General features: G+C 70.1%; 23 protein-coding genes and 1 tRNA gene. 13 read left to right on the forward strand and 11 right to left on the reverse strand.

Features of this window, described 5'->3' with window-relative positions; all coding sequences use genetic code 11:
• Nucleotides 1-286 precede the first annotated feature (286 nt).
• From LDL49_RS00095 to LDL49_RS00110, 4 genes are all read right to left on the reverse strand, one after another.
• Complete coding sequence (locus LDL49_RS00095) at nt 287-1,789, reverse strand: M28 family peptidase (protein ID WP_225288765.1); 1,503 nt, start codon at nt 1,787-1,789, stop codon at nt 287-289.
• Nucleotides 1,790-1,953: 164 nt separating this feature from the next.
• Nucleotides 1,954-2,964 (reverse strand): lytic polysaccharide monooxygenase auxiliary activity family 9 protein, encoded by a 1,011-nt coding sequence (locus LDL49_RS58115; protein ID WP_308016079.1) that lies wholly within the window; start codon nt 2,962-2,964, stop codon nt 1,954-1,956.
• Nucleotides 2,965-3,005: 41 nt separating this feature from the next.
• A complete protein-coding gene (locus tag LDL49_RS00105; RefSeq protein WP_225288766.1) occupies nt 3,006-4,307 on the reverse strand; it encodes a sensor histidine kinase in 1,302 nt (433 codons plus the stop codon).
• Nucleotides 4,304-4,981, reverse strand: a complete 678-nt coding sequence (locus LDL49_RS00110) for a response regulator transcription factor (protein WP_225288767.1) — start codon at nt 4,979-4,981, stop codon at nt 4,304-4,306. Before LDL49_RS00110 ends, LDL49_RS00105 begins: the two co-directional genes overlap by 4 nt.
• A gap of 72 nt (nt 4,982-5,053) precedes the next feature.
• Between LDL49_RS00110 and LDL49_RS00115 the strand changes: the two genes are divergently transcribed.
• Complete coding sequence (locus tag LDL49_RS00115; protein WP_225288768.1) at nt 5,054-5,530, forward strand: hypothetical protein; 477 nt, start codon at nt 5,054-5,056, stop codon at nt 5,528-5,530.
• A gap of 85 nt (nt 5,531-5,615) precedes the next feature.
• A complete protein-coding gene (locus LDL49_RS00120; RefSeq protein WP_225288769.1) occupies nt 5,616-5,996 on the forward strand; it encodes a hypothetical protein in 381 nt (126 codons plus the stop codon).
• On the opposite strand, the gene LDL49_RS00125 is transcribed toward LDL49_RS00120, so the two are convergent.
• Nucleotides 5,972-6,466: a 2-thiouracil desulfurase family protein gene (locus LDL49_RS00125; RefSeq protein WP_225288770.1), complete on the reverse strand. Its 495-nt coding sequence runs from the start codon at nt 6,464-6,466 to the stop codon at nt 5,972-5,974. The genes LDL49_RS00120 and LDL49_RS00125 overlap by 25 nt on opposite strands.
• A 110-nt stretch (nt 6,467-6,576) precedes the next feature.
• On the opposite strand from LDL49_RS00125, the gene LDL49_RS00130 reads away from it, so the two are divergent.
• The 5 genes from LDL49_RS00130 to LDL49_RS00150 all read left to right on the forward strand — a co-directional run bounded on the left by LDL49_RS00130 (nt 6,577) and on the right by LDL49_RS00150 (nt 10,223).
• On the forward strand, nt 6,577-6,939 hold the full coding sequence (locus LDL49_RS00130) for a hypothetical protein (protein WP_225288771.1): 363 nt from the start codon (nt 6,577-6,579) through the stop codon (nt 6,937-6,939).
• On the forward strand, nt 6,936-7,316 hold the full coding sequence (locus LDL49_RS00135; RefSeq protein WP_225288772.1) for a hypothetical protein: 381 nt from the start codon (nt 6,936-6,938) through the stop codon (nt 7,314-7,316). The genes LDL49_RS00130 and LDL49_RS00135 overlap by 4 nt, the downstream gene beginning before the upstream one ends.
• A 30-nt stretch (nt 7,317-7,346) precedes the next feature.
• A complete protein-coding gene (locus LDL49_RS00140; protein ID WP_225288773.1) occupies nt 7,347-8,033 on the forward strand; it encodes an SRPBCC family protein in 687 nt (228 codons plus the stop codon).
• Between the two features lie 124 nt (nt 8,034-8,157).
• Nucleotides 8,158-9,405 (forward strand): CynX/NimT family MFS transporter, encoded by a 1,248-nt coding sequence (locus LDL49_RS00145; RefSeq protein ID WP_225288774.1) that lies wholly within the window; start codon nt 8,158-8,160, stop codon nt 9,403-9,405.
• The gene (locus LDL49_RS00150) at nt 9,402-10,223 is read left to right on the forward strand and encodes an alanyl-tRNA editing protein (protein WP_225288775.1); all 822 of its coding nucleotides are present in this window, start codon (nt 9,402-9,404) and stop codon (nt 10,221-10,223) included. The genes LDL49_RS00145 and LDL49_RS00150 overlap by 4 nt, the downstream gene beginning before the upstream one ends.
• Here the strand turns inward: LDL49_RS00150 and LDL49_RS00155 are convergent.
• Nucleotides 10,210-10,947, reverse strand: a complete 738-nt coding sequence (locus LDL49_RS00155) for a dienelactone hydrolase family protein (RefSeq protein WP_225288776.1) — start codon at nt 10,945-10,947, stop codon at nt 10,210-10,212. The two genes, LDL49_RS00150 and LDL49_RS00155, sit on opposite strands and share 14 nt — an antisense overlap.
• Nucleotides 10,948-10,996: 49 nt before the next feature.
• Between LDL49_RS00155 and LDL49_RS00160 the strand changes: the two genes are divergently transcribed.
• From LDL49_RS00160 to LDL49_RS00170, 3 genes are read left to right on the forward strand one after another with little or no spacing between them, the layout of a single operon-like run.
• Nucleotides 10,997-11,416, forward strand: a complete 420-nt coding sequence (locus LDL49_RS00160; protein ID WP_225288777.1) for a MarR family winged helix-turn-helix transcriptional regulator — start codon at nt 10,997-10,999, stop codon at nt 11,414-11,416.
• Nucleotides 11,417-11,467: 51 nt separating this feature from the next.
• Complete coding sequence (locus LDL49_RS00165) at nt 11,468-11,683, forward strand: helix-turn-helix domain-containing protein (protein WP_225288778.1); 216 nt, start codon at nt 11,468-11,470, stop codon at nt 11,681-11,683.
• Between the two features lie 4 nt (nt 11,684-11,687).
• Nucleotides 11,688-12,218, forward strand: a complete 531-nt coding sequence (locus LDL49_RS00170; RefSeq protein ID WP_225288779.1) for a Clp protease N-terminal domain-containing protein — start codon at nt 11,688-11,690, stop codon at nt 12,216-12,218.
• A 40-nt stretch (nt 12,219-12,258) separates the two neighbouring features.
• On the opposite strand, the gene sigJ is transcribed toward LDL49_RS00170, so the two are convergent.
• Nucleotides 12,259-13,152, reverse strand: coding sequence for an RNA polymerase sigma factor SigJ (sigJ, locus tag LDL49_RS00175; protein WP_225288780.1), 894 nt, complete (start codon nt 13,150-13,152; stop codon nt 12,259-12,261).
• 76 nt (nt 13,153-13,228) lie between these two features.
• Here sigJ and LDL49_RS00180 point away from each other — a divergent pair.
• Nucleotides 13,229-13,301 (forward strand) — tRNA-Ala (locus LDL49_RS00180).
• 587 nt (nt 13,302-13,888) lie between these two features.
• Here the strand turns inward: LDL49_RS00180 and LDL49_RS00185 are convergent.
• The gene (locus LDL49_RS00185) at nt 13,889-14,686 is read right to left on the reverse strand and encodes a trypsin-like serine protease (RefSeq protein WP_225288781.1); all 798 of its coding nucleotides are present in this window, start codon (nt 14,684-14,686) and stop codon (nt 13,889-13,891) included.
• Between the two features lie 52 nt (nt 14,687-14,738).
• Complete coding sequence (locus tag LDL49_RS00190) at nt 14,739-15,038, reverse strand: hypothetical protein (RefSeq protein ID WP_225288782.1); 300 nt, start codon at nt 15,036-15,038, stop codon at nt 14,739-14,741.
• 190 nt (nt 15,039-15,228) lie between these two features.
• Between LDL49_RS00190 and LDL49_RS00195 the strand changes: the two genes are divergently transcribed.
• Both LDL49_RS00195 and LDL49_RS00200 read left to right on the forward strand, forming a co-directional pair.
• Nucleotides 15,229-16,041, forward strand: a complete 813-nt coding sequence (locus LDL49_RS00195) for a hypothetical protein (RefSeq protein WP_225288783.1) — start codon at nt 15,229-15,231, stop codon at nt 16,039-16,041.
• Nucleotides 16,038-16,664, forward strand: coding sequence for a hypothetical protein (locus tag LDL49_RS00200; protein ID WP_225288784.1), 627 nt, complete (start codon nt 16,038-16,040; stop codon nt 16,662-16,664). Before LDL49_RS00195 ends, LDL49_RS00200 begins: the two co-directional genes overlap by 4 nt.
• A 16-nt stretch (nt 16,665-16,680) precedes the next feature.
• Here the strand turns inward: LDL49_RS00200 and LDL49_RS00205 are convergent, their stop codons facing one another.
• Nucleotides 16,681-17,487 carry an SAM-dependent methyltransferase gene (locus LDL49_RS00205; RefSeq protein WP_225288785.1) on the reverse strand — a complete coding sequence of 269 codons (807 nt, stop codon included), beginning with the start codon at nt 17,485-17,487 and terminating at the stop codon, nt 16,681-16,683.
• 136 nt (nt 17,488-17,623) lie between these two features.
• The gene (locus LDL49_RS00210; RefSeq protein WP_225288786.1) at nt 17,624-17,944 is read right to left on the reverse strand and encodes a hypothetical protein; all 321 of its coding nucleotides are present in this window, start codon (nt 17,942-17,944) and stop codon (nt 17,624-17,626) included.
• Between the last annotated feature and the right edge of the window lie 32 nt (nt 17,945-17,976).

Consider the following 17,976-nt stretch of genomic DNA (forward strand, 5'->3'; position numbering starts at 1 on the left):
ACTCGTTGGCGTCACTATGTCCTCCAGCTGAGTTGCTCCGATTCAATCTCCGCGGATCTAAACCGGGAGTAAGCCGGACGACAGTCACATAGGACGCGCGTTGCCATGCAGCACCGCTGGAAACGGAGAACCGGCAGGTGACGCCCGGTTTGGCGGTCCCTCTACCGAGATGCGGGCCAGTGCTCCCGTTTTTAGGCGAGATGGTGTGAGCCCCCGCGTGAGTGCCCTCTAGGGCGGGTCGGCAATGAGCCCGGGCCGCGCGGCCCGGGCTCATTGGGTCATTTGACTACCGGGTGATCTTGACGTCGTCCACGCCCGCCTCGACCAGGCTGGCCCCCGACGCGTCGGCGGCCTCGATCACCACGCGGACGCTCTGCCCGGCGAAGGCGGAGATGTCGGCGCCGGCCGTACTCCAGGCCGCGTCGCGGTTGCTCGCCGCCCCCAGCTGCTGGAACACCGTGCTGGACGTGCTCCCCACCACCCTGACGCGGAAGAAGTCGGCGGTGGAGGCGTTGCTGCCGTGCGCGAGATACCACGACAGCGACAGCCGGAGCGTCCCGCCGGCCGGCAGGGTGATCGGCGGCGACTGGATCGAGGTGGTGCCGCCGTCCAGATCGTTCTCGCCCGCGCTTGCCCCGGCCAGCCTGCCGGTGACCAGGTCGTTCGTGCCGCTCACCGTGGTGCCGAGCTGCTTGGTGCCGCTGGAGGTCGTCGCTTCCGGGTCGCCGCGCTCCCACTGGCCGGTGGTCGCGGTGTCGGTGCCGCCGGCGTTGGTGACCCAGCCGGTGGCGGACTCGAACGTGTCCGACCAGACGGTCGCGGGCGGTGTGGCGGTGGCGATCGTCCAGACGGAGTAGGCGATGGCGTCGGCGTTGCGGTCGAGAGCGGTGTCGTTGATGTTGGCGGTCGTGTCGCAGGAGCGGTGGTAGCAGGCGTCGAACGCCTGGCCGGCCGTGCCGCCCCAGAGCTGTGCCTGCGCGCTCGACTTGATCCCCTCCGCGCCCGTGAACGTGCCGCCCGCCGCGATGCCGACGGCGATGAACGGGCCGTAGTCGGAGCGGCCGTCGAAGTCGGTGCCGCGGGTCGGGACGCCGATGGAGGAGAAGTACGCCGCCAGGGTCTGCTCCAGCTGCGCCGACCCGGCCGGGCCGGGCCCCGAGCCGGTGCCGTCGGAGTTGTCGCCGTCGTAGAGAAAGTAGCCGGGGTTGGGGGAGCCGACCATGTCGAAGTTCAGGTACGCCTTGATCTTGGTACGTTCGGCGGCCGGCAGGTTGTTCACGTAGAACTGCGAGCCGCGCAGCCCCAGCTCCTCGGCGCCCCACCAGGCGAAGCGCAGGTGCTTCGTGGGCTGCAGCGCCTGGCGGGAGACCTCCAGCGCGACCTCCAGGATCGACGCCGAGCCGGAGCCGTTGTCGTTGATGCCGGGTCCGGCGGTGACGCTGTCGAGATGGGAGCCGGTCATGAGGATGTCGTTGGGGTCGCCGCCCGGCCAGTCGGCGATCACGTTGTAGCCGGTGGCGCCGTTGTAGGTGAACGACTGCAGCGTCGTGGTGTATCCGGCGGCGGCCAGCTGGCCCTTCACGTAGTTGGCCGAGGCCAGGTAGCCGGGCCGGCCGTGCGCGCGGGTGCCGCCGTTGTTATTGGCGATCGTCTGCAGCTGCGTCAGGTGGGCCTTGACATTGGTGAGGGAGATGTTCGGCGGTGCCGCCGCGACGGCCGCAGTGGTGGGCGCGCTGAGCGCCAGGGGTAAGGCCAGCGCGAGAGCACCTAATGCCGCGAGGAACTTCATCGGGGGTCCTCCGTGGGGGGTGGACAGAGGTCAGGTCGCTATCCCGGTCTGGGATGTGTGGCAGGCGCGGACAGCCCCGTAAACAGCCGCGCTGCCTGAACGTAACCAGCAGCCTTGATCCTGAGAAGACCCATTTGTCGCAGCTGTCCACAATGAGGACGGCCTCAGGCCCTTACGGTGAGGACGGTGCGGGCCTGGCCGCCGTTCCGGCAGTAGACGATCACCGGGTACGTACCTGCTCGGGCCGTTCTGAACGACGGTGTCCAGGCGGCGGTCGGTGCCGGAGCGAACGCCTGGCGCGGGCTGAAGGCGCCGGAGGCCACGCCGCGCACCTTGGACCCACCGCACACCGCCGTGACCGTCACCTGCCCGCCCACCCTGACCGAGGCGGGACTGATCCCGGCACCCGCGTTGATCGCCGACAGGGCGATGCCGCCCGGCTGCTGCGCCGGAGGAGCGCTGGTCGGCCGCGTGGTGGGCTTGCTGGTCGGCGCAGCGGTCGGGGCGGTGGTCGGGCTGGTCGTCGGGGTGGTCGTGCCGCCACCGAAGGTCACGTCCGAGCAGGAGTAGAACGCCTCGGGGCTGTCGCTGCGCTGCCAGATGCTGTAGATCAGGTGGCGCCCTTGCTTGGCGGGCAGCTTGCCCTGGAGGGTGTAGGCGCCGTCCGCCAGCGCGGGGTCCCGCTGGGTGAGGAACGGCTTCGACTCCAGGTCCGACCACTTGAGCGGCTTGGACGGGTCATAGCCGTCCTTGGTGACGTACAGCTCGAAAGAGCCCTTGTGCGGAGCGGTCGCCCGGTAGCGGAAGGTGAACGCGGCGCCGCTCGGCATGCCGGTGGCGGGCCAGTCGGCGCGTACCTGGTCGAAGCCGCGGTACTTGTCGCGGCCCGCGCTGCACAGCTTGCCGTCCGGGATGAGCTCGCGGTGCCTGCCGGCGGCGTTCGCCAGGTTGACCTCGTTCCAGTCGTAGAGCGGCTGGGTGCCGCCGAGTTCCACGGCCTTCTTGCAGGCGGCGGACTTGGGGCTCTCCGGGTTCTCGCTGAAGCAGACCAGGGTCCGGCTGGGCGGGTTGTTCATGGTGCCGTGGGCGCTGGCGGCACCGGGCGCGACGGCCAGAACGAGCAGCGTGGGAACGGTCAGGGTGGCGGCGGCGAGCGCCTTGCGCTTGATCTGCATGTAGATCACGTTGAGGCATGAAAGGGGGCGAAAAATGCCCTTTAAAGCGCTCTTAAGGCTGACTTAGGTGCCTTTTCAGTGCGGCGGATCCAGACCTGCACCTGCGCCCCGCCGAGCGACGAGCGGTCCAGCCGGAGTGACCCGCCGGACGACTCCGCCAGCCGGCGGGCGATGTCCAGGCCGAGCCCGGTCGAGCCGGCGCCGCTGGTGCCCCGCTCCAACGCCGCCTCCGGATCCGCGATGCCGGGACCGGCGTCGGAGACCAGGATGCCGACCGTGTCCTTGCCCTCGTGCAAGGACACGCTGAACGCGGTGCCCTCGGCCGTGTGCCGGAACACGTTGCCCAGCAGCGCGTCGACCGCCGCCGTCAGCTCGGTCGCGGGCACCGGCACCCGTACCGGCAGCGTCGCGCCGATGAGCTGCCACGGCCGCTGCTGGTCCTCCGCCAGCGCCGCCCAGAACGTCAGCCGGTCGCGCAGCACCTCCGCCGCGTCGCAGACCCGGTCGGCGCGTGACGGGCGCCTGGCCGCGGAGATGATCGTGTCCACCTCGACCTCCAGCCGGGCCAGCGCCTGCCTGCTCGGCTCGGCCTGCGTCCCGAGCTGGTCGAGGCTGAGCCGGAGCGCGGTGAGCGGCGTACGCAGGCGGTGTGACAGGTCGGCGGCCAGCTCGCGTTCGGCGGCGAGCAGGTGAGTGACCCGGTTGGCCATCGCGTTGAACGCCGTGGCCGCCGCGACCAGCTCCGGCGGCCCCTCGGGATAGATGCGCTCGCTCAGGTCGCCCGCGCCCAGCGCGGTGGCCGCCGAACCGAGCCGGCGGGCCGAGCGGACCACGCGAGCGCCCAGCCGGTCGCCGACGAGCACCGAGCCGAGCACGAGCACCACGGCCACACCGGTCAGCACCGCCCACGACGTGCCGACTCCCCGGTTCAGGTCGTCGGCCGGCACGAAGACCTCGATCACCGCGCCTCGGTCACCGTCCAGCGCGACCGGCCGGAGCAGCACCTGGCCCGCCGGCAGCTCGACGGTGTCGGCCCTGGTCTGCGCCGCCGCCCGCGCCACGTCGGCGGCCGGGGCGCGGGAGGTGCCCGTGGTCGGGCCGCCGTTGACGTGGATGGCCAGCAGGCCGCGCCGGCCCGCCTCGGTACGCGCCATCGCGTGGGCGAGGTCGTCTGTTCTGGTCGTCAAGGCCAGCACCGGGACCAGCGCCGACGCCTGACGTTCGGCGCCGGAGACCGCCCTGCTCTGGGCCGTCTCCTTGACGATCAGAGCGAGCGGCACCAGGAAGGCCAGCGCCACCATCGAGGTGACGGCGACCATCAGCACGGCCAGCGCCCGCCTCATCGGGGCGCTGACAGCATGAAGCCGACGCCCCGGACGGTATGCAGGTAGCGGGGGTTCGAGGCGCTTTCGCCGAGCTTGCGGCGTAACCAGGACAGGTGAACGTCGATGGTCTGGTCGTCCCCGTACGCCTGGTGCCAGACCTCGGTCAGCAGTTCCTTGCGGGTGACGACCCGGTCCGCCCGCGTGGCGAGGTAGGCGAGCAGGTCGAACTCGCGCCGGGTCAGCGTGAGCGGCCCGCCGTCCAGCGCCGCCGCCCGCCGGTTGGCGTCGACCACCAGCCCGCCGACGCGCAGCACCTGTGGCGGCGGCGCGGACCTGGCCCGGCGCAGTACGGCGTCCAGCCGGGCACCCAGGTGGTCACCGGAGAACGGCTTGACCAGGTAGTCGTCGGCGCCGGCGTCCAGCAGCCTGACGATCTCGGCCTCGTCGTCGCGGGCCGTGGCCACGATGACCGGTACGTCGGAGATGCCGCGCACCATCTTCAGCGCCTCCGAGCCGTCGAGGTCGGGCAGGCCGAGGTCGAGGATGACGGCGTCCGGCGGGTTCTGCGAGATCTCCCGGAGCGCGTCCAGGGCGCAGCCCGCGCTGCGCACCGCGTGCTGCCGGCCGGCCAGCTCGCGGATGATCGCCGACCGGACGAATTCATCGTCTTCCACTACGAGAACCGTCGCCATGCGCACCAACCGTCCATAATTCGTCCCATGCGTCGAGCCCTTGGATACATCGTGGTCTGGTGTGGAGCCACCGTGATCGCGGTCTCAGTGTCGTGGTTCGGCGTGCGCGGTGTCTTGCGTACCGAGTTCGTGGACGATGTCCAGGTTGAGCCGTTCCTGGCGCAGGCGGTCGCGGACGGCGACCGTACACCCACCACTCCCGCCACTCCCACCAGTCCCACCACTCCCGCCAGGACGCCCACTCCCACGAAGACGCCCACCCCCACCAGGACTCCCGCTCCCACCAAACCCGCAGTGCGGAAGACGCAGGCACCCGCACCCGCCAGGACGCCGAAGAACCTGCGGGTGGTGTCGGTGAAGGGCGGCGAGGTGGCGTTCACGCTTGGGCCCGACGGTTGCCGCCTGGTGTCGGCCACTCCCAGGAGCGGCTACTCCACCAAGGTCGCCAGGAACACCGGCTGGATCAGGGTGGACCTGGTCAAGGGCGAGCACGGCTCGGGGGTGTGGTGCATCAGCGGCGAGCAGCGCACCGACACCTGGGAGTACTGATGGGGGCTCACTACTACGGACGGAGTAGCCGAGCCATCGCCGTACAGCCGATTCCCAGCGCCGCCCCAGGTGCGAACGTGACGGCATGGACGCACTGCGGAAAGCGCTGGGAGCCCTCTCGGCGGTCTACGCGCTGATCTTCTTCTGCGCGGCGCTGCTGCACACCGGGCTCCCGCTCGGCCCGCTGCGCCAGCCCGCGATCGTGCCGGCGACGATCGTGGAGACGCTCTGCGGCCTGGCCATGCTCGTCGGCGCCCACGGCGCGCTGAGCCGACGGCCGTGGGCGTGGGAGGGCTTGTTCCACACCCACGCGGGCGCGCTGGCCGGGGTGCTGATGGGGATACTCGCGATGGCGTTCGGTGCGGCCGAGACGACCGGGCTGAACACCTGGTATCACCGCACGATGGCGGCGCTGCTGATCGCGGGCCTGGCCGCCGCCGGCTACGTGTCGAGGGTACGCAGGTAGGCGTCGGCCTCGGCGACATGGTCCTCGGTGAAGACGCGGATCCCGTTGAGCTCCAGCAGTGCCGTGGTGACGCCCTGTCCGGGCGTGCGGCGGCCCCGGAACGTGCCGTCGTAGACGGTCAGCGCGCCGCACGATGGGCTGCCCTCTTTCAGCACCGCCACCCGGATGCCGAAGGAGCGGGCTACGGCGAGCGCCGACTGCGCGCCCGCCAGGAACTCGGCCGTGACGTCGGACCCCTCGGCGGTGAGCACGCGGGCGGCTCCCGACAGCACGGCCGCGCCGCTCACCCCGCCCTCGATCTCGGCGGCCGGGCGGGGGGTCGGCAGCCCGCCCTCCACCTCGGGGCAGAACGGCACCAAGCGGCCCTCCTCGCGCCAGGCGGCGAGTCGCGCGTCGGCGCTGGTCTTGGCGCCGCCGTCGTAGCGCACCCGCCGGCCCATCAGGCAGGCGCTGACGAGGACTCTCTCCATACCGACGATTCTAGGAGCGCGGTCGGCATGGTCAGGGGCGCCGACGACAGGCCGCGACTGGCCGCCGGACGGAATCGAGGGCGGCCTACCCGGGCGATAGCCTTTTCCCGATGAACACCACCGTCGCCACGATCGTGATCGTCGGCTCGCTGCTGCTCGCCCTGGCGAGCCTGATCGCCGCGATCCGCAACCGGTCCATGGGCATGATCCTGCTGGTCGGGTTCGCCGTGCTGGAGGTGGCGGTGCTGGTCCAGGCGGGCATCGTGATCGCCGCCGTGGTCGGCGGCCAGGGCCCCGCCGAGAAGGGCACGCTCTACGGCTACCTCGCCGGGCAGGCGGTCATCCCGCCCGCGGGCGTCTTCCTCGCGCTGGCCGAGCGGAGCCGGTGGGGGCCGGCGATCCTGGTCGTGGCCGGGTTCGCGATCGCGGTGATGACGGGCCGGCTGCTGCAGATCTGGCAGGGCTTCCCGTGAGCGGGCCGGCGATCGGCAGCGGGCCGGGCCGGGCGCTCGTCGCCGTCTACGGGCTCTTCGCGCTCGCCGCGGGCGCGCGGGCCACGGTGCAGATTCTCACCCGGTTCGGCGAGGCGCCGCTCGCCTACACGCTGTCGGCGCTCGCCGCGCTGGTCTACATCCTGCTCACCGTCGCGCTGGCCCGTGGGGCGCGTACCCTCGCGCTGGCGGCGCTGGGTGTCGAGCTGGCGGGCGTGCTGCTCATCGGCACGGCCAGCGTCCTCGATCCGGCCGCTTTCCCGGAGGCCACCGTCTGGTCGGTCTATGGGAAGGGGTACCTGTTCGTCCCGCTGATACTGCCGTTCGTCGGCCTCTACTGGTTGCTGCGCAGGCGTTAGCGAGCCGGGGGCTCGGGCAGGGGCCCCCACATGAGCACGATCGAGCACTCCGTAGATGTCCAGGTCCCCGTCAGGGTGGCATACAACCAATGGACGCAGTTCGAGAGCTTCCCCGAGTTCATGGAGGGTGTCGAATCAGTCAAACAACTCAGCGACACACGTACGGCCTGGGTCACCGAGATCGCGGGAGTCAAGCGCGAGTTCGAGGCCGAGATCACCGAGCAGCACCCGGACGAGCGGATCGCCTGGCGGTCGGTCGACCGGCCGCACCAGGCGGGCGTGGTGACCTTCCACCACCTCGACCCGAACACGACCAAGGTCACGCTCCAGATGGAGTACGACCCCGAGGGGTTCGTAGAGACGGTCGGTGACTGGCTGCAGATCGTCCGCCTGCGCATCAGGAACGACATGGAACGCTTCAAGTCGTTCATCGAGTCGCGCGGCGGCGAGACCGGCGGCTGGCGCGGCGACGTGCCCGGCCCGCACCAGAGCGGCTCCGGCTACGACGCCGGCGACCAGCCGGTACCGCCCGTGACCGGGGACCGCCCGACGCCGCCCGGCGGTGGCGATCGGCCGATGCCGCCCGGCACCATCGGCGGTGGCGGCGAGTTCCCCGGCGGCGCCACGCTGCCGCCGCCCGGCCCCGTGCCCAGCCCGCCGCCCGGCCCGGTGCCGCCGCGTGACGAGCCGCCGCAGGAGCCGCGCCCCATCCTGTGATGGCTTCACCGCAACCCCCCGGGTGTTCTCGGGGGGTTTGCCATGTCTAGGAATAAATGCGGGTTTCGGGCCTGTTAACATGGCGATTCATCCCATGACTTGATGAGTGGAGGACCGTCCCCGCATGAGCGTGCTCGCCCAAGAGACCGACCAAGAGTCCAAAGGCAGATCCCTTGTCTGGCTCCTCGTGCTGGGAATCGTCCTCGCGGCGCTCAACCTGCGTACCGCGGTCACCAGCGTGGGCCCGCTGCTCGACCGGCTCGCCGGCGCGCTCGGCATGTCGAGCGTCGGCACCGGCCTGCTCACCACGCTACCCGTGCTGGCCTTCGCGACGGTCGGCGCGGTCACGCCCACGCTGGCCAGGCGCGTCGGCGAGCACCGGCTGCTGCTGCTCGCGCTCGTCACGCTCGGCGTGGGCCTGCTCGTGCGCTCGCTGGTCGGCTCCGCGCCGGTCTTCCTGCTGAGCAGCGCGGTCGCGCTGTCGGGCGGGGCCGTCGGCAACGTGCTCATCCCGACGCTGATCAAGCGTCACTTCCCGGCCCGTACCGGGATCATGACCACCGTCTACACCGTGGCGCTGGCCGTCGGCACCATGCTCGCCGCCGCGGCCACCGTACCGATCGAGCGCGCGTCAGGTGACTGGCACATCGCGCTCGGCGTGTGGGCGGCCCTGGCCGCCGTCGCCGTCATTCCGTGGCTTGCGCTCCTGCGCAGTGAGCCGGAGCGGCGCATCGACCAGGAGGACGCGGGCATCCGCCGGCTCGTCAGGAGCAAGCTGGCCTGGATGGTCGCGATCTACTTCGGCACCCAGTCCATGATCGCTTACATCATGTTCGGCTGGCTCGCCACCATCCTCACCGACGGCGGCTACACCACCGGCCAGGCCGGGCTCCTGCTCGGCGTGTTCACCGCGTTGAGCATCCCGGTCTCGATCCTGGTGCCCGTCATCGCCTCCCGCTTCCGCGACCAGCGGCCGGTGGTCGTCGGGCTCGTCGCCTGCTACGCCATCGGGTTCGCCGGGCTGTGGCTCGCGCCGATCTCGACGGCGGCGGTCTGGGTGACGTTCGTGGCGATCGGCATGGGGTCCTTCCCGCTGGCGCTGATGATGCTCGCCCTGCGCACGCGTACGCCGGAGACCACCGCCGCGCTGTCGGCGTTCGGGCAGAGCGCCGGCTACCTGATCGCGGGTGCGGGGCCGCTGCTCGTGGGGGTGCTGCACCAGATGACCGGTGGGTGGACGCTGCCGTACGCGCTGATGTTCGCGGTGCTGGTCGTGCAGCTTCTCACCGGGCTGTACGCGGGACGCGACCGGTATCTCGAAGACGAGTCCCAGTCGGTGGACAAGCCCGTCCCTGCCAGAATGGGCGGATGAACTCGACAGTTGTCACCTTCCCCGACGGTCATGTCAGTGGCCGCTCGGAAATCGTCGGGGCCGTGCCGGCGGGGGGCCGGCACGGTCTCGTCGTCGCCGAAACACCGTTCCACCCGCTCGATCACACCTGGCCGGACCAGCCCGCCGACCGGGGCACGATCGGCGGGCTGCCGGTGGCCGACTGCGTCACGGGGGCCCAGTCGGGCACCGGCGAGATCTTCCTCGGCCCCGACATCCCGGTACGCCGGGGCACCGAGGGCTGGGCCTGGCTGGTCGTCCACGTGACCGACGCCCCGCTGCCCGTGGGGACCGAGGTCGCGCTGGAGGTGGACCCCGGCCATCGGGCGGCCCTGTCGGCCGGGCACACCGCCTGCCACCTGGCCGCGCTCGCCCTGAACGCCGCCCTGGCCAGGCACTGGCGCAAGCCCGTGACCCCCGACGGGCTCGGCCACCCGGACTTCGACCAGAGCGCGATCACCTCCTCGCGGATCTCCCCCTTCGGCAGCGAGGACGTCTACCGGCTCGGCAAGTCCCTGCGGAAGAAGGGGTTCTCCGCCGAGGGGCTGGATCTCTCGCAGATCGCCTCGGACGTGAACGACCGGCTCAAGGCGTGGGTCGCGGCCGACGCGGCGGTCTGGCTCGATGTGCCGGAGCCCGGGCTGACGGCCCGCCGTACGTGGCACTGCGCGCTGCCGGAAGGGGAGACCTCGATCCCGTGCGGCGGCACGCATGTCCGGGGTACGGCGGAGCTCGGGGTCGTCACGGTCGAGCTGGATCTGGCGGATGCCGCGCTGACCATGCGTACTACTTGTCGCTGAGGAAGGCGAGCACCCGCTGCCAGGCGTCGGCGCAGGCCGCCTCGTGCTCGGCGGCGGTGGCGTCGAAGAAGCCGTGCGGGGCGCCCGGGTACGTGATCAGCTCGTGTGCCACCCCCGCCTCCGTCAGCGCCTCGCCGAACTCGCTCACCTGCTCACCGGTGATCTTTTCGTCGGCGCCCCCGAACAGGCCCAGGATCGGCGCGCCCAGCTCGGCCGCGTGCTGCGTCGGCCCCGGACCGTACGGGCCCACGATGCCCGGCGCGCCGTAGAAGCCGATCACGCCCGCCAGCCCGAAGCGCGGCGCCGATGCCAGGAACGCGTTGCGCCCGCCCGCGCAGAATCCGAGCGCCACCGCCGGCCTGCCCAGCCGGTCGGCCGCGGCCATGATGTCGTCCTGGATGGTCTGCCTGCCGAGCTTGGAGACGTGCTCCATGAAGGGGAAGTCCTCGCCCCGCTCGTCGTCGGTGGCGGTCCTGCCGTAGTAGTCGATGGCGATGGCCGGGTGGCCCTGCTCCGCCAGCCGTACGGCGAGCTGCTTGTAGAAGTCGTGCAGCCCGCGCAGGTCGGGCAGGATGACCACGCCCGGCCCGCGGACGTCGTCGGGACGGGCCTCGTAGGCGGCGAACACGGTGCCGTCGGCCGAGGTCAGCCTGATGCCGGCGGCGCTCGTGCCGGTGATGGGGGCGGTGTGGGCGGGTGGTCGTGCATCGTTGTCGTAGCACATAGTGGGGCGAAATTACCAAAGCCAGATTGATAAAGCTAGGCTTGGCTTCGTGCTCGCTAAAGATCTGCGGCTCGCGGTCGGGCGGTTGGCCCGGCGTATCCGCCAGCTGTACGCATATGCCTCGGACGATGATGTCTCCTTCACCGAGATCGCGGTCCTGTCGCGGCTGGAGCGCGAGGGGCCCCACACCTCGGCCCAGCTGGCGAACCTGGAGAAGGTGACCGCTCAGGCGATCGGCACGGCATTGGGCGGGTTGCACCGCCGGGGCATGGTGTCGCGGGGGCCCGACCCGGCCGACGGGCGCCGGGTCATCACCGCCATCACGGACGCCGGTCGCGGCGCGCTGAACAGCCGCGAACAGGTCGTCACCGAACGGCTGGCCGCGGTCGTCGACTCGCTCACCGAGGAGGAACGCGCACGTCTGGCCGCCGCTCTGCCCATCCTGGTCGTCCTGGCGGAGCGCCTTTGAGGGTGTCAGCATATGCTGACAAGCGGATGCTTGTCAGCGCATGCTGACACCATGAAGGTCAACGAGCTGGCCGAGGCGGCCACCGATCGCGATCCCGGTGTGGGTCTGGCGGCCGTGGCCGCCCTGAGAGCTCTGCTGGAGGAGCTCGAGGCCACGCACGTGTCCAACGCGCGAGACCGGGGGTGGTCCTGGGAGCAGATCGCCGACGCCCTCGGGATCAGGCGGCAGTCCGCGCACCGCAAGCACGCCCGCCGAGTCGGAAGGTAGCCACATGCTCGCCAGATTCACCGACCCCGCCCGCCGCACGCTGATCAGGGCCGGCACACTGGCCCTCGACGCGGGGCGGCCGGCGCTCACCCCTGACCTCCTGCTGCTCGCCCTGGCCGAGATCCGGCCCTTCTCGCTGGAGCGGTTCACCATGACGGCTGAGGACGTGCGGGGGCAGGTGGATCTCGGTGACGCCCATGAGCTGCTCGCCACCCTGGGGATCGACCTCGACGCCGTGCACCGCCGTACCAGGGAGGGGACCGCCGACCCCGCCCGGTGGCGACTGACGCGGTCGCGCCTCAAGCCGCTGCGGGTGACCCTGTACGGGCCGTTGGGGGCGGTGCCGCTGGCCATGCACGCGCGCAAGGCGGTGGAGGTGGCGATGTGGCGGCCGGGGGCGGTCACGGGGGAGCGGCTGCTTTGGGGGTTGCTGGCCGACTATTCGAACGGGGTGGGGCGGATCCTGCGGGACGGCGGGGTGGATCTGCGGGCGCTGGTGGAGGAGGCGGGGATACCGATGGCCCGGACGGCGTAGTGGTGGTGGAGGACGCGGGGGTGACGGTGGCCCGGACGCGTCAGGTCGGGGCGTCGAGGTGGGTGATCTTGTCCGGGTTCGCGATGAGGTAGATGGTGTCGATCTTGCCGTCCGTGACGAGCAGGGAGATGACGGTGACGACCCGGCCCGCGGCCGAGACGACTATGGCGGGTGCGCCGTTCACGGTCGCCAGGTCGTACGACAGGGTGACGCAGTCGCTCGCGCCGATCGAGGCCATGAATTTGGCGACGCCGTCGGGGGTGGTGATGGACGTCAGGAAGCGCGTCACGTTCGCGGCGCCGGTCAGGGCGCGCAGCGGGGAGCGGGCCTTGCCGCCGCCGTCGCTCACCAGCGTCACGTCGGTGGACAGCAGCTCGATCAGCCCATCCAGGTCACCGCTGGTGGAGGCGCGGATGAAGCGCTCGGTGATGCGCCGCCGCTCGCCGCGGTCCACGTCGAAGCGGGGCCGCTTCTCCTGTACGTGATCGCGGGCGCGCCTGGCCAGCTGCCGCGTGGCGGGCTCGGCCCGGCCGATCACCTCGGCGATCTCGGAGAAGGGCAGATCGAACGCCTCCCGCAGCACGAACACCGCCCGCTCCAGCGGCGAGAGCGTTTCGAGCACCACGAGCAGCGCGAACTCGACGGAGTCGGCCAGCTCCGCGTGCTCCGCCACGTCGGGCGCGGTGCTGATGGGCTCGGGCAACCACGGGCCGACGTACGACTCGCGCCGCGACTTCGCCCACCGCAACCGGTCGATGGCCAGCCGCGACGCGACCCTGACCAGGTACGCCCTGGGATCGGCGACGGTCGTCTCATCCACCCCGGACCAGCGCAGCCACGCCTCCTGCACCACGTCCTCGGCATCGGCCACACTGCCCAGGATCCGGTACGCGACGCCGGTCAGCAGGCTGCGGTGGTCTTCGAAGGTCGACATGAGACTTAAGACGTATCACGGGGGATCGTGTGTGACACAGACACCCCCAGATTCCGATACACTAAGACCGCATCAAGGGGCTATAGCGCAGCTGGTAGCGCACCTCCATGGCATGGAGGGGGTCTGGGGTTCGAATCCCCATAGCTCCACTCGTCGGCGGGGTTGGTTGGTCGCTCGCCCCCTACGGGGGCTTCGCTTCCCCAACGGCCTTCTCGTTGTTTACCCCGGGGGATAACCCCCGGACCCCCAGCGTCGGGCCAATCGGCCTTCGCTTCGCTCCGGGCTGTTTTTCTTTTTCCCCCAAATGGCTTCGCCTCTTTTGGCGCTTCGCGCTCGGGGGCTTCAGGCGTTTTCTTCCAGTCGGGCCTGGTCCCGACCCCTGTAGGGCCTTCGCTTCGCTCGGGCGTTCTTGTTTAGGCCGCTTCGCCCTATGGGGACGGCTCGTTGCGGTGGCCATCCGGGAAGCCGCAGCTTTCGACCGCGTTTGCCCGTTGCGGGCGCGGTGCCGCGCGGGTGGTTCGCCGCGAACACCGTATGTCGCGGGACTTCGTATCCCCGCGCTGGCTCAGGGCGGGCTCCTCCGGGGTGGAGCGACGACTGCCTGTCCTCTGTGGGTCTTCGGCGTCTGCGGTCCTGGTCGTCAATCAGGGGTGCGGGTGTCTCGGGATTGTGGCACATCGATGTGCCCGGCTGCTCCCGGCTCCGCGAGCTGGCCGAGATCGTCCTTCCAGTGGGGCTACCGGAGGTCGGCCGGGGAGCCGGCGGGCAGTGCGACGTACTTGCCGAGGAATTGCCGGGCTGAAGGCTTGTCCAGGCGGTAGTCGTAGTTGGTTCCCTTGCAGGCGTCGTCCTCTCCGCTGATCGACGTGGCCACGAGGAGATGCGACTCGGGGCCGCCCAGGAAGTTCGGGCCGCCTGAGTCGCCGAAGCAGGTGCTGCCGTCCGCCTTGGAGACCAGGGAAAGGTCCAGCCACTTGGCGGACAGGCCCTTGAACGAGATGGATGCCTGGTGGCGCGTGTCGGTGTACCGCCACTGCTCGCCGTGCCCCTTCTTGGCCGGGGAGAGGGCGCCGTACCCGACAGGGGTGAAACGGACGGACTTCAGCTTGCCGTCGGCCTTGAGGCGGTCCAGCATGCCCACCTCCGGCAACTGGGCCGGCCGGATGCCCGGGACGGGCTTGTCGAAGACGACGACTGCCATGTCGTGCAGATCCGAGTTCATCCTGAACCGTGGGTCGGGGATGTACCGGCCGGCGTAGACCTGGCCCTCGGGCTGGTAGTGCTGGGCGAAGGAGACTCGGGCCGTCTTCTGGTTCCGCTCCCCGCAGTGGGCGGCGGTGAGGAAGACCGTCGGCGAGACGAGGGTGCCGGTGCAGTACGCCCAGGTACCGTCGGAGTGCGGCTTCTCTGCGACGAGGGCCCCTACTTCCGGATGGGCGTTACCGTCGTCCTCGCCGTTGGTGATGGCTGCCGCGGGCGTGGCTGAATACGCAATCGTGGCAGCAAAAACTATGACAAAAGGGACGTAACGCATCTGAGGAGTGTAGGCGGAACATAGCCTCCGCATGGAATACGGCGCAGAAAATTTACCTCCGCCAGGGCTGATGTGACGCTTGTGAATGCGGTGACGCGGGATTCGGCGATGCTGCGCATAGATGGGGGACGTTGGCCGGGTTGTCGTCCAGCTCCCCGGTCGTCACGGAGGTCACGATGGCTTCGGCGGCGTCCAGCGTCTCGCCATTCAGCTCAAGGAAGACGACCGCCGAGGTCCATCCGAGTCGCTTGTTGCCGTCGACTATTTCCGCGTCAGGGCTCTTGCCGTTGTCTTCCGCGACAGCGCGCGGCCTGCGGTGCAGCTCGTCGGGGAGGCGCGGTCGAAGGTCCATGCGCGCACGGTGTCAGAGAGAGGTGCCCGTCGCTGTGATCGAATCAACGGAAGCCGATCTGCCCTCCGTAACCCAATGGTTGCTTTACGTGTGCTTAGGTAGTCCTTTGACAGTTTGTTGGCCGGAGTGGGGTTGAAGGGTGTCAAAGTACGGCTGGCGTCACTCGGCGTTCGCGCCTGTGGTGGGCCTGATGGTTTCCGCGCTGCTGCTCGTGGCCGGAGCGGTGGAGACGTTGCTGGTGTCCGTGGGCGCGACCACCGCCCCGCCGGCCGCGGAGGTCGTGGTCACGCTGATCATCGCGGTGTTCCTGACCACTGTTCTCCGGCTCGTCAGGGCCATACCGGATATCCGGCGGGAGAGTGCCGCGACCGCGCGGGCCGTGGCGAACGTGCAGGCGGTGAAGCCGAACGACGACACGCTGGTGGGGCGGCGGCTCAAGCTGTTCAAGGAGGCGGCCGAGGCCGGGAACGACTGTGAGGCGGTGCTGGGCGCCCGCTCCGCGCTGGACGACAGCGAGATGGCCAACAAGCACCACCTCGACCACGCGCTCATCTGGGCGCTGCCGGTGTTCGGGTTCATCGGCACCGCGCTGACGATGGCCGCGATGGTCAGCTCGTTCTCGAACGCCCTGGACAACCAGGGGGACCCCAGCGTGCTGATCACCGCGCTCAAGCAGCACGTGCTGCCCGAGCTGGCGTCCGCGTTCGGCGTCACCCTGGTCGCGCTGTTCCTGAGCGTGCTCGCGTTCGGCGGGATGGCGCTGATCGAGCGGGCGGAGCGGGCCAGCGTGGTGGCCGCCGACGAGGTGTTCCTCATCTATATCGCGCGCCTGCCCGTCAAGCAGGTGGCGCCCGCCATGACGGGGCTCACCCAGGAGCTGTCCCAGTCCAGAGGCAGGACCGAGGAGCTGGTCAAGGGCCTGGACGCGCTGCGCACCGCGGTGGAGCGGTTGAGCGCCGCCGAGAGCCGGCCGCAGAAGTACACCCTGGTGAGGGAGCAGTGAGGAAGCGCGCCGTCAGATCGTTCGCGCCGCCGCTCGACCTGCGCTTCATCGACCTGTTCATGTCCATCGTCCTGGCACTGTCCTTCGTGGCGATCATGCTGACCGTCGTGGCGCGGATGCTGCCGACGGACGTCTCCACGCCGCCGCGTCAGGAGACGCGGCAGGAGAAGAGCGTGGCCCAGCTGCAGAAGCAGCTCGACGCGGCCATGGTGGCCAAGCGGAAGGCCGAGGCCGAGCTGCGCACCACCCAGGCGCAGATCGCCGATCAGACCGCCTTCGCGCTGCCGTGGTGGCTGATCGGGTTCTGTGCTCTGCTCGGCGTGCTCACCGTGTTCATGACCTGGCGGATCCGGCTGTGGAACAACGGGAATCTGCCCCGATTGCGCAGCTGGCTGATGGTCACCGTGGTGGTGGCCGCGGTGACGGTGGTGATCAGGTCGCTGAGCGACAGTGACGGCTATCTGCTGCTCGCCGAGATCCCCTGGTGGGGGGCCGACGCCCTCTGTCTCGGGCTGTTGCTGGTCGCGTACGTGCTGATCTCCGACATCCGGGCCAGCCACGCCGCGCTCGGCGAGATCAGGGCGCGGTCGGCGCGCGTATCGGTTCCGACCCCCGACCGGTAGGACCCGGCCCGCAGGATCACGGCTTGCGGGCGACTCCGGCCAGGACCCAGGCCCGCTTCGCCTCCTGGTCGGAGATCGGGGTGCCGGAGCGCCACTGGCGGACATAGACGAAGCCGGGGTCGACGAGCTCCAGCCCGTCGAAGAAGCGCACCGCCTGGTCACGGGTGCGCGGACCGCCCTTGGGCCGGTTGAGCGCCTCCCGGAAGACGTCAGCGATCTGCTCGGCTATCTCGGGGCGGCCGTCGAAGACGGCGTGGGTGAGGCAGAGGAAGCTCCCGGGCGCCAGCCGCTCGCACAGCCGGGCCACGTGCTCGAACGGGCCGTCCTCGTCGGGGATGTACTGGAGCGCGCCAATGATCAGGACGCCGACGGGCCGGTCGAAGTCGATCAGCTGGCTCAGAGCGGGATCGTCCAGCATGGCGTCGGGGTGGAGGATGTCCCCTTCGACCACTCCCGTGCGCGCGTTGGTGGCGAGCAGCGCCCGCGCGTGGTTGAGCGCGACCGGGTCGTCGGCGACGTACACGACGTTGGCGTCCGGGTCGAGCGACTGGGCCACCTCGTGGAGGTTCCGCTTGGTGGGCAGCCCGGAGCTGACGTGGACGAACTGCGAGACACCCTGCTCGACCAGGTAGCGCACGACCCGTTCGCGGAATTCCTGGACGTACTCGCCCATGACCTTGGCGTCGGGGATCAGCGCCAGGACCCGCGCGGCCGCCTCGCGGTCGGCGGCGAAGTTGTCCTTGCCGCCCAGGAAGTAGTCGTTCATCCGGGCGACGCTGGGAGCGTTGGCCGACACCCCTGGCCGTCGGGGCGTGTCATTCATTTGTCATCTCCTCGCTCCCACCCGGCTAAGAGGACAGTAGCAAGCCAAGGGCCATCCGGGAGGCTTGTCCTGATTTGTACGGGCGGAGACTCATGAAAAGTTCATCCGCCGCAAATGGCGTCCCAAGGGGGGTTTCTTAGCTTTGCTGGCGTAAGAGAAGTTCTGCTAGGGCTGGGCGGCCTGCTCGCAGCCTGCGGCCAGGACGCGCCAGCGGTGACCACCTCGACAGGGGCGAGCGTGTCTTCTTGATCACGTGCTGGGCGGGCTGGGCCGACAGGCCCATGTTCTTCAGCTCGCCGTAGGTGTGCGCGCGCAGGTCGTAGTTGCGGAACGTCTTCGTCTCCCACGCGATCCGGGAGACCAGGTTCGCTGTTTCGTTGCACAGGCGCAGCGTGTCCGCCAGCGCCGCCTCCTGGGCGGGCGTGGGGAACAGCCGAACCTGCACAACGAATTTCACACTGTGAAATTACCGTGACTAGAACAGACGTG

The sequence above is a fragment of the Nonomuraea aurantiaca genome, from assembly GCF_020215705.1.
GTDB classification, from domain to species: Bacteria; Actinomycetota; Actinomycetes; order Streptosporangiales; family Streptosporangiaceae; genus Nonomuraea; species Nonomuraea aurantiaca.

Bases quoted from the DNA above. Each gene is read 5' to 3' on its own strand.
- LDL49_RS00170 (WP_225288779.1), top strand. From the start codon at position 11,688: ATGCTCGCCAGATTCACCGACCCCGCCCGCCGCACGCTGATCAGGGCC.
- LDL49_RS00145 (WP_225288774.1), top strand. From the start codon at position 8,158: ATGAGCGTGCTCGCCCAAGAGACCGACCAAGAGTCCAAAGGCAGATCC.
- LDL49_RS00185 (WP_225288781.1), bottom strand. From the start codon at position 14,686: ATGCGTTACGTCCCTTTTGTCATAGTTTTTGCTGCCACGATTGCGTAT.
- LDL49_RS00140 (WP_225288773.1), top strand. From the start codon at position 7,347: ATGAGCACGATCGAGCACTCCGTAGATGTCCAGGTCCCCGTCAGGGTG.
- LDL49_RS00190 (WP_225288782.1), bottom strand. From the start codon at position 15,038: ATGGACCTTCGACCGCGCCTCCCCGACGAGCTGCACCGCAGGCCGCGC.
- sigJ (WP_225288780.1), bottom strand. From the start codon at position 13,152: ATGTCGACCTTCGAAGACCACCGCAGCCTGCTGACCGGCGTCGCGTAC.
- LDL49_RS00125 (WP_225288770.1), bottom strand. From the start codon at position 6,466: ATGGAGAGAGTCCTCGTCAGCGCCTGCCTGATGGGCCGGCGGGTGCGC.
- LDL49_RS00105 (WP_225288766.1), bottom strand. From the start codon at position 4,307: ATGAGGCGGGCGCTGGCCGTGCTGATGGTCGCCGTCACCTCGATGGTG.
- LDL49_RS00165 (WP_225288778.1), top strand. From the start codon at position 11,468: ATGAAGGTCAACGAGCTGGCCGAGGCGGCCACCGATCGCGATCCCGGT.
- LDL49_RS00150 (WP_225288775.1), top strand. From the start codon at position 9,402: ATGAACTCGACAGTTGTCACCTTCCCCGACGGTCATGTCAGTGGCCGC.
- LDL49_RS00130 (WP_225288771.1), top strand. From the start codon at position 6,577: ATGAACACCACCGTCGCCACGATCGTGATCGTCGGCTCGCTGCTGCTC.
- LDL49_RS00205 (WP_225288785.1), bottom strand. From the start codon at position 17,487: ATGAATGACACGCCCCGACGGCCAGGGGTGTCGGCCAACGCTCCCAGC.
- LDL49_RS00120 (WP_225288769.1), top strand. From the start codon at position 5,616: ATGGACGCACTGCGGAAAGCGCTGGGAGCCCTCTCGGCGGTCTACGCG.
- LDL49_RS00155 (WP_225288776.1), bottom strand. From the start codon at position 10,947: ATGTGCTACGACAACGATGCACGACCACCCGCCCACACCGCCCCCATC.
- LDL49_RS00195 (WP_225288783.1), top strand. From the start codon at position 15,229: ATGGTTTCCGCGCTGCTGCTCGTGGCCGGAGCGGTGGAGACGTTGCTG.
- LDL49_RS00110 (WP_225288767.1), bottom strand. From the start codon at position 4,981: ATGGCGACGGTTCTCGTAGTGGAAGACGATGAATTCGTCCGGTCGGCG.
- LDL49_RS00095 (WP_225288765.1), bottom strand. From the start codon at position 1,789: ATGAAGTTCCTCGCGGCATTAGGTGCTCTCGCGCTGGCCTTACCCCTG.
- LDL49_RS58115 (WP_308016079.1), bottom strand. From the start codon at position 2,964: ATGCAGATCAAGCGCAAGGCGCTCGCCGCCGCCACCCTGACCGTTCCC.